The sequence below is a fragment of the Enterococcus sp. DIV0755b genome (assembly GCF_051713765.1).
Taxonomy (GTDB): domain Bacteria; phylum Bacillota; class Bacilli; order Lactobacillales; family Enterococcaceae; genus Enterococcus_C; species Enterococcus_C canintestini.
The window spans coordinates 1,295,189-1,307,902 of sequence record NZ_JBIOQN010000001.1; the positions used below are offsets into that span (position 1 = coordinate 1,295,189).

General features: G+C 37.3%; 13 protein-coding genes. 10 read left to right on the forward strand and 3 right to left on the reverse strand.

The window, feature by feature from the left end; all coding sequences use genetic code 11:
• From arcC to IGI65_RS06140, 4 genes are all read left to right on the forward strand, one after another.
• Positions 1-987, forward strand: a complete 987-nt coding sequence (gene arcC, locus IGI65_RS06125) for a carbamate kinase (protein ID WP_438773574.1) — start codon at positions 1-3, stop codon at positions 985-987.
• A 151-nt stretch (positions 988-1,138) separates the two neighbouring features.
• Positions 1,139-2,236 (forward strand): agmatine deiminase, encoded by a 1,098-nt coding sequence (gene aguA / locus IGI65_RS06130; protein WP_438773575.1) that lies wholly within the window; start codon positions 1,139-1,141, stop codon positions 2,234-2,236.
• A gap of 8 nt (positions 2,237-2,244) precedes the next feature.
• Positions 2,245-3,042 carry a MurR/RpiR family transcriptional regulator gene (locus IGI65_RS06135; RefSeq protein ID WP_071863567.1) on the forward strand — a complete coding sequence of 266 codons (798 nt, stop codon included), beginning with the start codon at positions 2,245-2,247 and terminating at the stop codon, positions 3,040-3,042.
• Between the two features lie 149 nt (positions 3,043-3,191).
• Complete coding sequence (locus IGI65_RS06140; protein ID WP_071863568.1) at positions 3,192-4,163, forward strand: pyridoxal-phosphate dependent enzyme; 972 nt, start codon at positions 3,192-3,194, stop codon at positions 4,161-4,163.
• A gap of 76 nt (positions 4,164-4,239) precedes the next feature.
• Here IGI65_RS06140 and IGI65_RS06145 read toward each other — a convergent pair whose 3' ends face one another.
• Genes IGI65_RS06145 through IGI65_RS06155 form a run of 3 tightly spaced genes read right to left on the reverse strand, consistent with a single transcriptional unit; the run spans position 4,240 to position 7,505 of the window.
• Complete coding sequence (locus IGI65_RS06145) at positions 4,240-5,046, reverse strand: TPM domain-containing protein (RefSeq protein ID WP_412257817.1); 807 nt, start codon at positions 5,044-5,046, stop codon at positions 4,240-4,242.
• Positions 5,043-6,206, reverse strand: a complete 1,164-nt coding sequence (locus IGI65_RS06150) for a TFIIB-type zinc ribbon-containing protein (protein ID WP_438773576.1) — start codon at positions 6,204-6,206, stop codon at positions 5,043-5,045. The genes IGI65_RS06145 and IGI65_RS06150 overlap by 4 nt, the downstream gene beginning before the upstream one ends.
• Before the next feature lie 45 nt (positions 6,207-6,251).
• Positions 6,252-7,505, reverse strand: a complete 1,254-nt coding sequence (locus tag IGI65_RS06155) for an SPFH domain-containing protein (protein ID WP_438773577.1) — start codon at positions 7,503-7,505, stop codon at positions 6,252-6,254.
• Between the two features lie 206 nt (positions 7,506-7,711).
• Between IGI65_RS06155 and dnaX the strand changes: the two genes are divergently transcribed.
• From dnaX to holB, 6 genes are all read left to right on the forward strand, one after another.
• Positions 7,712-9,589: a DNA polymerase III subunit gamma/tau gene (gene dnaX, locus IGI65_RS06160; RefSeq protein WP_438773578.1), complete on the forward strand. Its 1,878-nt coding sequence runs from the start codon at positions 7,712-7,714 to the stop codon at positions 9,587-9,589.
• 25 nt (positions 9,590-9,614) lie between these two features.
• The gene (locus IGI65_RS06165) at positions 9,615-9,929 is read left to right on the forward strand and encodes a YbaB/EbfC family nucleoid-associated protein (protein ID WP_071863573.1); all 315 of its coding nucleotides are present in this window, start codon (positions 9,615-9,617) and stop codon (positions 9,927-9,929) included.
• Positions 9,930-9,966: 37 nt separating this feature from the next.
• Complete coding sequence (gene recR, locus IGI65_RS06170) at positions 9,967-10,563, forward strand: recombination mediator RecR (protein WP_071863574.1); 597 nt, start codon at positions 9,967-9,969, stop codon at positions 10,561-10,563.
• Between the two features lie 60 nt (positions 10,564-10,623).
• On the forward strand, positions 10,624-11,262 hold the full coding sequence (gene tmk, locus IGI65_RS06175; protein ID WP_016172582.1) for a dTMP kinase: 639 nt from the start codon (positions 10,624-10,626) through the stop codon (positions 11,260-11,262).
• A 144-nt stretch (positions 11,263-11,406) separates the two neighbouring features.
• The gene (locus IGI65_RS06180; protein WP_071863575.1) at positions 11,407-11,736 is read left to right on the forward strand and encodes a cyclic-di-AMP receptor; all 330 of its coding nucleotides are present in this window, start codon (positions 11,407-11,409) and stop codon (positions 11,734-11,736) included.
• Positions 11,737-11,748: 12 nt separating this feature from the next.
• Positions 11,749-12,687 (forward strand): DNA polymerase III subunit delta', encoded by a 939-nt coding sequence (holB, locus tag IGI65_RS06185; RefSeq protein WP_438773580.1) that lies wholly within the window; start codon positions 11,749-11,751, stop codon positions 12,685-12,687.
• Positions 12,688-12,714: the final 27 nt, after the last annotated feature.

Genomic DNA, 12,714 nt, shown 5'->3' on the forward strand with positions numbered 1-12,714 from the left:
ATGACTAAGACAGTTGTGGTGGCTTTAGGTGGTAATGCTATTTTAACTGATGATCCAACAGCTGCAGGACAACAAAAAGCACTGGCAAAAACAGCAACTGCTTTAGTCAGTCTGATTGAAGCGGGTTATAAAGTCATAATTTCTCATGGAAATGGTCCTCAAGTGGGAAATCTCTTACTACAACAAAAAGCCGCTGCTTCTCCAGAAAATCCAGAAATGCCTTTAGATACTAGTGTCGCCATGACACAAGGAAGTATTGGATATTGGTTAACACAAGCATTAGATAACGAGTTAAAAAAGCGCAAGATAAAAAAACCAGTTGCAACTTTATTAACACAAGTGATTGTTGCGGCTGACGATCCAGGTTTTAAAAATCCTACTAAACCTGTGGGGCCTTTTTTAACAGCAGAAAAAGCAAAAATGGAAATGGCAGCAAATAAGGTTACTTATAAAGAAGATGCTGGTCGTGGTTGGCGCAAAGTGGTGGCTTCCCCAAAACCAATTGATATTGTCGAATCTGAAACGATTAAAGCGCTAGTAGCAACTGATACTTTAGTTATTGCAGGTGGTGGTGGCGGGATTCCAGTCATTACTACAAACGAAGGCTTAACAGGTGTAGAAGCGGTAATTGATAAAGATTTTGCATCAGAAAAAATCGCTGAAATTGTTGATGCGGACGAATTGATTATTTTAACTGGGGTTTCAAACGTCGCTGTTCATTTCAATACACCAGCGCAAAAAAATCTTACAACAGTAGATATTGAAACGTTAGAAAGATACAAAGAACAAGGTGAATTTGCCCCTGGAAGTATGTTACCAAAAGTAGAAGCAGCCTTGGCGTTTGTTAAAGCCCGTCCTAATGCGCGAGCGGTCATTACTTCTTTAGCTAATTTAGATGCTCTATTAAAAGAAGATGCTGGTACCATTCTTTATGGTGGCAAAAGTTTGGAACAAAAAAGTCATTTGAAAGATTTTATAGCAAATTAAAAATGGGAAAGTCGAGCCAAATGGCTCGGCTTTTTCTGACAAAAAATAACAAAAGATTTAGAGCTGTGGTATAGTTAAATAGATGAAAAAATCTGAGCTAATAAAATTAAAAACTATAAAAGTTAAGAGATAAAATAAGGAGGAAGCTTTGATGTTAGTAGAAACTTCACCAAGGCGAGATGGATTTCAAATAATTCCCGAGTGGCTACCTCATAAAGAATGTTACTTGATTTGGCCAGAGCGTACGGATAACTGGCGACATGGTGGTAAACCTGCTCAAAAAGTTTATCAACAAGTAGCAGAAGCGATTAGTCGATTCGAAAATGTGACAGTTCTGGTTTCAAAACAACAATTTTTGAATGCGCGTCATCAGCTGAGTAATAAAATTCGGGTGGTGGAGATGAGTAATGATGATGCTTGGTTAAAAGATACAGGTCCTATTTTAGTCATGAATAAGCTAGGAAAATTACGCGGTGTGGATTTTCGTTTTAATGCTTGGGGTGGGCTATTAGATGGTTTGTTTTTCCCTTGGGATCAAGATGATTTACTGGCTCGTAAGCTTTGTGATTTGGAACGAATCGATTATTATCAATTGAAAGATTTTGTTTTAGAAGGGTGTTCCATTCATACTGATGGCGAGGGAACTCTTTTTGCTACAGAAGAATGCTTATTATCAGAAGGACGTAATCCCCAATTAAAAAAAGCGGCAATAGAAGAAATCTTAAAAGAATACTGTGGAATTGAAAAAGTTATTTGGTTTCCTAGAGGCTTTTTCTTAGATGAAACTAATGGCGATATTGATAATTTGTTAAATGTTATTGCACCAGGGGAAATTGTTTTAACTTGGTGTGAAGATCCTAATGATCCTATGTATGAGATTACCCGGGAAGCTGAAGCTGTTTTACTAAGCCAAAAAGATGCAAAAGGTAGAAAATTTAAAATTCATAAATTGGAACTGCCGAAATCTTTGTATATTACTAATGAAGAAGCAGCCGGTGTAGATCCAGTTAATGGCATGTTGCCTCGGTTAGCTGGAGATCGCTTAACTGCAACTTACGTTAGTTATTATACGGCTAATAATGGAATCGTCTTTCCCCTGTTTGATGATCCTAATGATGAAAAGGCAGAAAAATTATTAAAAGAACTTTATCCAGGCTATGAAGTGATTGGGATAAAAGCCCGGGAAATTTTACTTGGAGGCGGCAATATTCACTGTATTGCACAAGGAATACCACAACATGAAAGGTGAGAGAAACGATGGATTTTTTTGAAATCGTCAACAGTCATATTGCAGAATTGACTAAGAATGAACAAGTGTTGTTTGATTACGTCATTACGAATCTAGATAACATCAAAAATAAAAGTATTCGTGAAGTAGCTGATGATTGTTTCGTTTCGACCACTACCTTTTTGCGCTTTGTTCGTAAACTGGGATTTTCAGGTTTCAGTGAGTTTACAACAGTAATTAAATACACTCTTTTAAACAAAAAAACAATTCCCCAGTCTAGCCCGTTTGTTGTAAGTCAAAAAGATTATCGTGAAGAATATTTGAAAAATCTGGTTGAATCGGTTCGAGTGATGGATACGGATAAAGTAACGCAAATTGTGACCCAACTACAAAAAAAGCCTAAGATTTTTCTTTTTGCTAAAGGCCTTAGTAAAGAAATCATGCGCTATGTAAAATATTTGTATAACACGGCTGGTTTTTTTGTTATTTTTCCTGAAGACCATCAAACCCGTGCAATTGCCCAGCAGCAAGCTGAAAAAAATGATATTGTGTTTATTTTCAGTTACAAAGGGGAAGATTTAGAATTAATTGAAGCAGTGCGGAAGTTAAAAAGTCAAAACCACCCGCTAATTGTTTCTATTACAGGGGCAGATAATAACCTTTTACAAAATTCAAGTGACTTAAACCTTTACTTGTTTACTGATGAGATCAGTTTAAATCATTTGGATATTACTTCTCATATTTCGATGATTGCATTAATGGAATTGATTTTATATCAATTTATTGAAACAAGTGGCAGTGAGAATTATCATTTAGTTTTTCGTTGATTATTTCACTACATACAGTAAAACGATAGCAAGAGTAGCCGATAAATATATGGTAACTCTTGTTATTTTTTTGTTTTGTAAAAGGTTATTGCTATTTATTTTAATTCGTGTTTCAATGTATTTGTAAACGCTAACAAGAAGGTGAGAAAATGATTTCAGAAACACAAAATCAAGCGCTTTATAGTATTTTAAAAGCTTATGAACGGATCAATTCTTTAATGATTCATACTCCCTTGGCTCCAAGTAATATTTTGGGACAAGAAAAAAACGGCGAAATTTATTTGAAATTAGAAAATTTACAACGCACAGGCTCGTTTAAAGCCCGGGGAGCATATAATAAATTAGCAACGTTAACTCCTGAAGAAAAACAGCGTGGTGTAATTGCTTGTTCTGCTGGTAATCATGCGCAAGGAGTAGCTCTTGCAGCTTCTCTTTTAAATATTAATGCGCGGATTTTTATGCCAAAAGGGGCGCCTAAGACAAAAATTTCTGCAACGGAAAGTTATGGTGCTAAAGTAGAATTAGTTGGTGATACATTTGATGAAACAAAAACTGCTACATTAGCGGAAGTTAAAAGAAGTGGTGAAGTTTTTGTATCACCTTTTGATGATTGTGCAGTTATGGCCGGTCAAGGAACGATTGGAATTGAGCTGTTACAAGATTTGCCAGAAGTTGACAATGTCATTGTTCCAATTGGAGGCGGGGGACTAATTGCGGGTATTGCCTTAGCACTTAAAACTTACCGGCCCGAAGTGAAAATTATTGGCGTACAATCTTATCATGTACACGGAATGATTTCGTCTATTTGGCAACAAAAACTCATTGCTAATCGAAGTTTTAAAACTTTGGCTGATGGCTGTGATGTGGCTTTAGCGGGGGAATTGACTTATGAAATTTTAAAAGAGCGCATTGATGAAACTGTGCTAGTTGAAGAAGAAGAGATCGAAGAAGCGATTCATTATCTAGCTTTAAAAGAAAAAGTAATTGCTGAAGGTGCAGGAGCTTTGAGTACTGCGGCAATTTTAAGTGGTCATATCGATCATCTGCTGAAAGGAAAGAAAACGATTGCCATTGTTTCAGGTGGAAATATTGATTTTTCTGTTTTTAAAGAAATAATTTAAAAAACTAACGCTTGATTTTTCACCGCTGGGAAGTGAATCATCAAGCGCTAGTTTTTTTAGACTTTGGAACAAGGCACTAAAAGCCACGCCCGCCGCCACCAAAAGTACCACCACCACTAGAATTAGTAGTGCTACCGCCGCCTCCGCCACCACCGCTAGTATTATTACGAGGAATACGTCTGGTGGTAACAAAAGAATTAATCAAACGATTTTCATTTTCAGTTAGTTCAAGTTGTGTATTTGCTCTAAAGGGATATTTATATGTCCCTAATTTTAATTGATAACGGGATTTGACAATGACAAAAAAGGCAATGCTAGCCACTAGGGCTAGTGCAAAAGCAATGAAACCTTCTAATAAGGTGATTGTTTTATAATAGGTAATTTTACCCGTCTCTTCGTCAATGCGATAATGACCACCAGGAACGCCAGCATTGACATATTCTGTCATTTTATTTAAAAAAGTAGTACTAGCAGCGTAATAATTACCACTACTCATATCACTACTCACAGTGTCAAAAAATTCCTCGCGACGTGAGTCAGTCAAATAGTCGATCATATTGCCAGAAGTTGCCACGTACATTTCTCGTTGGTTCAAATCAATTAAAAAGACGGCACCATTTTGATTATTGCCTACTTTGTCTCGCAAATACTCATTTGCAAAACTGCGGGGCTCCTCTTCATTGGTATCGGTAGTGACAAGATAAATTCCACCCTTTATTTTTTGCCCTAATTTTTCTGCTTCTTGATTTAACAGGTTGATCTGTTCAGGGCTAAAAAGCTGTGCTTCATCGTTAATATAATCCGTTGCTCCGTAGACTGGTAAAGGTAGCAATAAAAAAAGAAAAGTGGCAAGTAAGGTCAGGCTACTGCATATTTTTCTCATAGGAAATAACCTCCTAATAAAAATAGTAGAAATAGACCTAAAAAAATACCTGCAGAGACTAGTCCTAATTTTTTATAGCTAATGGGTAAAACACCACTGACTTTTCCGGTTTGCCCATTCATCGCATAATAAAAAACTTTTTTATCTTGATTGGAACTGCGATAGGTAACAAGCCAGACAGGTAATAGTAGGTAAGAAGATTTTGTTTCAGTCAGCGTGAGATCTTGTTGTGTTTTCGTAAAGGTGGTAAAGCTACCCACGGTCTCTCGTAGTTTCTTTTCACCGTAATCACTTAACTCTTCGGCAACTTCATCTTTTAAATCGGCGTATTCAATATCGCGTTTTTCGGCTTGAAAACCAGCTAAATATTGATTTTTAAAAGGAACGGCTTTTTCTAAGGGAAAAGGTTGAACACTTGCAACCATTTTTTGCGGTGTATTTTTGGTCAACGCGTTTTTGACAAGCTCTTTAAAAGTCAGCTTTCCCTTACGGCTAATGGCATATTGCTTAGTTTCGGTATATTCAATATCCCCTATAATCCAAACGCGAATAGATGTTGCGTTTCCCATTAGACTGCCTGATCCTTTTGCATCAACTTGCCAGTAAGGAAAATAGACACCCGTTAATTTTTCAACTTGATTTTCATCAAAGAAGTCTTTTGGGACAAAGAATTTTTTTTGCGCCCAATTTAAAAAATCTGCTGTCGCTTTTTCTTTGCCAATTGCAAAAGGCAATACTTTATCGGGTAAAAATTTACCTGAAAGACGCCCTTGTAAGACGACCGGGTTATGGCAGTAATAACAATAAGTGGCAGCGGTCGTAGCATCCGTTACAATTTCTGCGCCACAGTTGGGACAAAGGTAAAGTTCCATTTTTTCTACAGTGGCTTCTGTAGCGTTATCTGTAGCAGCTACTTTACTGTCTACGGTATCAGTCGTTGCATTTTTTTCTGTTGTTACTCCACCAGTAACGGGCGTATCGGTATTTACTTCAGGTGGAATTTCAGGTTGTTCCAGCGTGCTTTTTTGTTTTGCTTCAAAAGCGCTTAATTCATCCACGGTAAAAATACTGCCACAATAAGGACAATGAAACTTCTGATCGTCAGGATTAAAAGTTAGTGGACCATTGCAGTTGGGGCATTTATGGGTTAATGCGTCCATGGCGTCACTCCTTATTTCTTTATTGGAAAATTTTTATTTTAATCGTTAATCAAGTGGTACGCCTTTGAATGGTTTACCACATTCCGGACAGAATTTTGGAATGCCGTTTGAAAGATCAATAATACTACCACATTCACTGCATTTCATTTTTAAATCGACTTTACCTGAGGCAGCAGGTTTTGGTTTACCGCAATTGCTACAGAATTTACCTGTATTTTCATTACCGCATTGCGGACAAGTCCAAGTTTCACTAGCAGCGGTTGTATCTTGGTTAGTTTGTTGTTTACTTGCTTGCTGATTATTTATTTGTTGTTGATTGTTTTGGCTAGCTTGATTTAAATAATTACCACCAGCATTCATCCCCATTCCCATACCAAAAAAGCCAGTCGCAGCGCCAGCATCGTTTTTACCGGCTGCTTCCATCCCTCTGGCAACAGAACCTTGGACGTAACCTTCGCGAATATTAGGATCCCCCAGCATAGCTCCTTCATTACGCATATTGATTAGTTTAGTCGAATCATCGGTATATGAAATACTTGCTACGGCTACGACCACAATTTCCATGCCGCGTAAAGTATTCCAATCTTTGTCTAAAACTTCGGCCATATATTTGCTTAATTCCATACTTTTTGAGGGAACATAAGAAATACGGACCCCATCGGCAGACATCTGATTGATGGTTGCTTGTAGAGCAGTTAAGAACTCATTTAAATATTGTTCGTTGATGTCGTCAATTTCTACTTGATCTTTATTTTTTGGAATAGCATTTGTATAAAATAAAATTGGGTCAGTAATTTTAATGGAATACGTTCCATGAGCTCTTAAAAATAATTCCGCATTATAAAAATTATCAAAGTAATTTAAAGGTGCGGGAGTGCCAAATTTAATGCCTTTAATTTCTTGTAAATTAATATAAAAGACCTGTTGTTTTTGTGGTGTTGTGCCGCCAAATTTAAACCGACTGAATGTTTCTTTTACCGCATCTTTTAATGAACCATTAAAAAGAGAAGGGGCTGCGTCATTTTTGACAGTGTAGTAACCCTCTTCAGCGGTATAATCGATAATTTTACCACCATCTACTAAAAGCATCATCATATTAGGATAAACGTGAATGACAGAACCATCTGTAATGACATCACTTGTAGCTTTTTTATTAGCGTTACGTTTGGCATCTTTTCTAACTTGAACCCCTTTGGTTAACACAGTATTATCACCCATATCCGCCGGTTCAATCACCTCTAGCCATTGATCGGCTAAGCCACCAGTAACGGCTCCTGTTGCAGCTTTAATAATTCCCATGTAAAATCCTCCTTTTTTTATCACGATAGCACTTTCAAAAATTAAGAAAGCGTCTACTATAATAAAATTATAGCATAGTAACAAGCTGCTGCCTGCTTTGACGAAACAAGGTTTTAGAATTGATAAAAGAACACGTCAAAACTAGTTTTTTTGCTGAAAATTGCGTATAATAGAAAATAGTGAATTTAAAGAGAGTGAGGCAAAATATGGCCTATCAAGCCCTTTATCGTGTTTGGCGTTCTCAGCGTTTTGATGACGTGGTGGGCCAAGATGCGATTACGCAAACCTTAAAAAATGCGATTAGTCAACAAAAAATTTCACATGCATATTTATTTACTGGGCCCAGAGGAACAGGTAAAACCAGCGCAGCAAAAATTTTTGCCAAAGCAATTAACTGTCCGAATAGTCACGATGGTGAACCTTGTAATGAGTGTGAAAATTGTCGTGCTATCACAAATGGTCAGTTTGACGATGTAATTGAAATTGACGCAGCTAGTAATAATGGTGTGGACGAAATTCGTTTCTTAACAGAACGAGCGAATTATTCTCCAACTAAGGGAAAATATAAAGTTTATATTATCGATGAAGTGCACATGCTTTCTACTGGTGCTTTTAATGCGTTGTTAAAAACGCTAGAAGAACCTAGAGAAAGTTTAGTCTTTATTTTAGCGACTACAGAACCTCATAAGATTCCAGCGACAATTATCTCTAGAACGCAACGTTTTGATTTTAAACGAATTGATACAAGCGCAATCGTCGGTCGGATGGCGTATATTTTGGAAGAAAGTAATCAGCCCTACGAAGAGCAAGCCTTAGAAATTATTGCCCAAGCCGCAGAAGGTGGTATGCGGGATGCATTGTCGATGTTGGATCAAGCTATTTCTTTTGCTGATGGTACGATTACTTTAGCGGATGTGATGGCAGTTACCGGTAGTTTGACCTATGAGATGATGGATCAACTTTTAGCTCAGTGCTTAAACCATGATGCCGCTGCTGCCTTAACTACTTTAGCGAATATCTTAGCAGAGGGAAAAGAAGCGAGACGGTTGATTGAAAATTTGTTAGTCTACTGTCGCGATTTACTGTTGTATCAAAAGGCACCCCAATTGCTAGAAAAAAAGGCCGGCCATTTGACTGCCGAATTTAAACAATTAGCCCAGCAATTAAGTAGTCAACAAATTTTTTATTGGATTAAAACGTTAAATGAAACACAAAATGAGGTGCGTTTTACAAATAGCCCAACTATTTATTTAGAAGTCTGTATTGTAAAATTAGCAGAAAGTAAGCAACCTGAAGCAAATATATCTGCCATACCAAAAGAACAGACTGCTCAGCAACTAACGGTAGATCACGATGAAACAGCTGCTGTAATTACTGAATTAAAGCAAAAAGTAGCGCAACTTGAAACAAGATTAAAACAGTTACAAGTAGCTGATAGTCAAATAACCGTAGCTCCTAAAAAAACTACGGATCATACACCAAAACAAAAGCAAAATAATTTACGAGTTCCTCGTAACCAAGTGTTTACAATATTAAAAGCCGCAACCAAAGAGAATCTCCATCAAACGCAAAATGTTTGGGAAGATTTATTGGCAAGTTTACCGATTACCAAAAAAGCTGTCTTACGACAAGGCCAAGTCAGAGCAGCAAGTCCAGCAGGATTGGTGATTACTTTTGATTACGAAATTATCTGTCAAAAGGCGATCGATGACGAGGAAATGAGCCAATTAGTAGGGACAAATTTAAGTAAAATGATTCCAAATTATGCCCCGACACCGGTCTATTTAACAAGTGCGAGTTGGCAAGATTTAAGACGAGAGTTTGTGACTGCTCAAAAAAATGGCAGCTTGTTGGCAGAAGACAGCAATGAAAAAAATGAGCAAGAAGATGCCCAGCCAACCGCAAGTTCAACTGATTCAAAAGTTGAGAAGACAAAAAATAGTGTTTCTGATTTAGCGGAAGCGGGAATAGAAGATGATGATTTATTAAATCATCTCCCTCCTGAGGAGATGCCACTAGAAGACCCAGCCCAAAAAGCTGTGGCGTTATTTGGTGAAGATGTTGTAAAAGTAATTGATGATTAATTAAAAATTTAAAGGAGTGGTTGATATGATGCGTGGCATGGGAAATATGCAAGGCATGATGAAACAAGTACAAAAAATGCAAAAGGAAATGACCAAAGCACAAGCGGCTTTAAACGAAAAAGAATTTGTGGGTGTTTCCACCAATGAATATGTTAAAGCAACTTTTACAGGTGATCGCAAAATGATTGGGTTAACGGTCGTACCAGATGTCATTGATCCAGAAGATAGTGAAATGCTACAAGATTTAGTAATGATGGCGGTAAACGACGCGCTAACAAAAATTGAAAAAGAAACCGAACAAACGTTAGGTAAATATACTAAAGGCATGCCCGGATTTTAAAGCAAGTAATAGCCGTTTTAGCTAAGGAGAAATATGTATGCAATATCCAGAACCAATTGCCAAATTAATAGACAGTTATATGAAATTGCCCGGAATTGGACAAAAGACCGCAACGCGCTTAGCATTTTACACCATTGATATGAAAGATGAAGTTGTCAATGAATTTGCCAAATCCCTCTTAAGTGTCAAACGCGATTTACATTTTTGTAGCATCTGTGGCAATATCACAGAAGAAGATCCTTGCCCCATTTGTTCGGATCAAAGTCGTGACCGTAGTACAATTTTAGTAGTGGAAGAGCCAAAAGATGTCATGGCAATGGAAAAGATGCGGGAATATCATGGGTTGTATCATGTTTTACACGGTGTTTTGTCACCAATGGAAGGAACAGGGCCAGAAGATATCAATGTTCCGAGCCTTTTAAAACGACTTCATGATGATGAAGTAAAAGAAGTAATTTTAGCAACAAATGCAACCACTGAAGGAGAAGCCACCGCAATTTATTTGTCACGCTTAATTAAACCAGCTGGCATTAAAGTAACGCGTTTAGCTCATGGTTTATCTGTTGGTAGCGATATTGAATACGCCGATGAAGTGACGCTTTTAAAAGCTGTTGAGGGCCGGCGTGAGTTATAAAGTTTCAAATTTTACGTTTTTTTTGTACAATAATGTTAATCGATAATGGAGGACAAACTTGTGAATGGATTATTTATCACGATTGAAGGACCAGACGGCGCTGGCAAAACCAGTGTTGTTAATGAATTATTTCCTCGGATTCAGCTGATTGCCAAACGCGGCATCGTTAAAACGCGGGAACCTGGCGGTGTAAAAATCGCTGAAAAAATCAGAAAAATTATTTTAGACCCACGTAATGAAGAGATGGATGATCGGACGGAAGCTTTATTATATGCAGCTGCTAGACGACAACATTTAGTCGAAGTGATCATGCCGGCTTTAAATGCTGGTAAAATCGTGATTTGTGATCGTTTTGTGGATAGTTCTTTGGCTTATCAAGGAGCTGGACGCAGAATTGGTATTCCAGAAATTGCTAAGATTAATGAATTTGCAACAGAGGGTTTGAAACCAGATTTCACGCTTTATTTGGATGTTGATTCAGATACTGGTTTAAAACGAATCGAAAATTCGCGTCATGGTGAAGCAGATCGCTTGGAGATTGAAAGTTTAGAATTTCATCAACGCGTGCGACATGCTTATTTGAAATTAGCAGAAGAAGATCCTATCCGAATTCACAAAGTTGATGCCCGTATGAGTTTACAAGAAGTCGTCGATGCGAGTTTTACTGCTATTACAGAAGCGTATCCGCAGTTTTTTTAGTTCACCATTAGGAAATGAAAGAAAATAGTTTTAAAGATAGCTGCGTGTTAATTATCTTTAAACTAAACCTGAAGTTAAGGGCGTTACTTGGGTAAACTTAAATGAGTAATTTGTATAGTTTTTCCACTAAAAGGAGGCAGTTTTATGAAATTAATTATGGCGATTGTACAAGATAAAGATAGTAACCGTTTGGCAAATGAATTTATCGATAATAATATCCGCGCAACCAAATTATCTTCTACTGGTGGCTTTTTAAAAGCTGGTAACAGCACTTTTATTATCGGGATTGAAGATGAGCGGATGCAAGAAGCATTAGAGTTAATTAAAAAGACTTGTCAATCACGAAAACAATATGTTTCTACTCCAATGTCTTTAGATATTTCTTTAGATGGTCAAGTGCCTTATCCGGTGGAAGTTGAAGTCGGTGGCGCGACAGTGTTTGTTTTACCAGTTGAAGGATTTCATCAATATTAAGGAGCAAAGAAAATGACAGAGCAAGAATTTTTATTAAAAAATGAGCCTCATGTCTTTGCCCAAATAAAAAAAAGTGTCGAGCATGAGCGTCTGGCTCATGCTTATCTTTTTGAAGGGGAGACGGGAACAGGCAAACATCAGATGAGTTTGTGGCTAGCAAAACGTCTTTTTTGTACGAATGTAGTCGCAAATGAGCCCTGTAATGTATGCAATAACTGCACCCGGATTGCTTTAAACGAACACCCAAATGTGCAAGTAATTAAACCAGAAGGCCAAACGATTAAAGTAGATCAAATGCGTCGATTGCAAGCAGAATTTGGCAAAAAAGGATTTGAGTCCAAGCGTCAAGTGTTCATTATTTCCGATGCAGAAAAAATGAATCACAATGCAGCCAATAGTTTGTTAAAATTTTTAGAAGAACCCCAAGCAGGCCTATTGGCAATTTTAGAAACCAATGCGCTGGGACGTATTTTACCAACTATACAATCCCGTTGTCAGCTGATTCATTTTACTCCTCTATCAAAGGGACAATTGGTTGAAAGTTTAAAAAAACAAGGGATCAAAGAACAAAGCGCGCTTTTACTTGCAAGCCTTACCAATAGTTATGAAAAAGCGATTGAATTCTCATCAGATGAATGGTTTAATAGTGCTAAGGATGCTGTTTTAACTTGGCATCGTTACCTTGAAAAAGCCGATTTACAAGCTTTTATTTTTGTTCAAAAAAAACTGGTTCCCTTAGCAAAAGAAAAGGAACAACAATTTACATTATTTCAAATACTGTTGTTTTATTTTCGCAAGCAGCGACAAAATGAGCTTGAGAACAAGCAAAACTTACAAATAGTTAACCAAACGTTAGAACTTATTTTGCAAGCGGAACAAAAATTACGGGCAAATGTTGCCTTTCAAAATGTATGTGAACAATTGGTTTTGCGAATTGTTCGTCTTTCATAAAGTATCTGGTTAATAAAAGACAGATAA

What these genes read in the sequence shown, in the direction of transcription:
- IGI65_RS06150 (WP_438773576.1), bottom strand. Translation starts at nt 6,206, where the DNA reads ATGGACGCATTAACCCATAAATGCCCCAACTGCAATGGTCCACTAACT.
- IGI65_RS06180 (WP_071863575.1), top strand. Translation starts at nt 11,407, where the DNA reads ATGAAATTAATTATGGCGATTGTACAAGATAAAGATAGTAACCGTTTG.
- dnaX (WP_438773578.1), top strand. Translation starts at nt 7,712, where the DNA reads ATGGCCTATCAAGCCCTTTATCGTGTTTGGCGTTCTCAGCGTTTTGAT.
- recR (WP_071863574.1), top strand. Translation starts at nt 9,967, where the DNA reads ATGCAATATCCAGAACCAATTGCCAAATTAATAGACAGTTATATGAAA.
- IGI65_RS06165 (WP_071863573.1), top strand. Translation starts at nt 9,615, where the DNA reads ATGATGCGTGGCATGGGAAATATGCAAGGCATGATGAAACAAGTACAA.
- IGI65_RS06155 (WP_438773577.1), bottom strand. Translation starts at nt 7,505, where the DNA reads ATGGGAATTATTAAAGCTGCAACAGGAGCCGTTACTGGTGGCTTAGCC.
- aguA (WP_438773575.1), top strand. Translation starts at nt 1,139, where the DNA reads ATGTTAGTAGAAACTTCACCAAGGCGAGATGGATTTCAAATAATTCCC.
- IGI65_RS06140 (WP_071863568.1), top strand. Translation starts at nt 3,192, where the DNA reads ATGATTTCAGAAACACAAAATCAAGCGCTTTATAGTATTTTAAAAGCT.
- IGI65_RS06135 (WP_071863567.1), top strand. Translation starts at nt 2,245, where the DNA reads ATGGATTTTTTTGAAATCGTCAACAGTCATATTGCAGAATTGACTAAG.
- IGI65_RS06145 (WP_412257817.1), bottom strand. Translation starts at nt 5,046, where the DNA reads ATGAGAAAAATATGCAGTAGCCTGACCTTACTTGCCACTTTTCTTTTT.
- holB (WP_438773580.1), top strand. Translation starts at nt 11,749, where the DNA reads ATGACAGAGCAAGAATTTTTATTAAAAAATGAGCCTCATGTCTTTGCC.
- arcC (WP_438773574.1), top strand. Translation starts at nt 1, where the DNA reads ATGACTAAGACAGTTGTGGTGGCTTTAGGTGGTAATGCTATTTTAACT.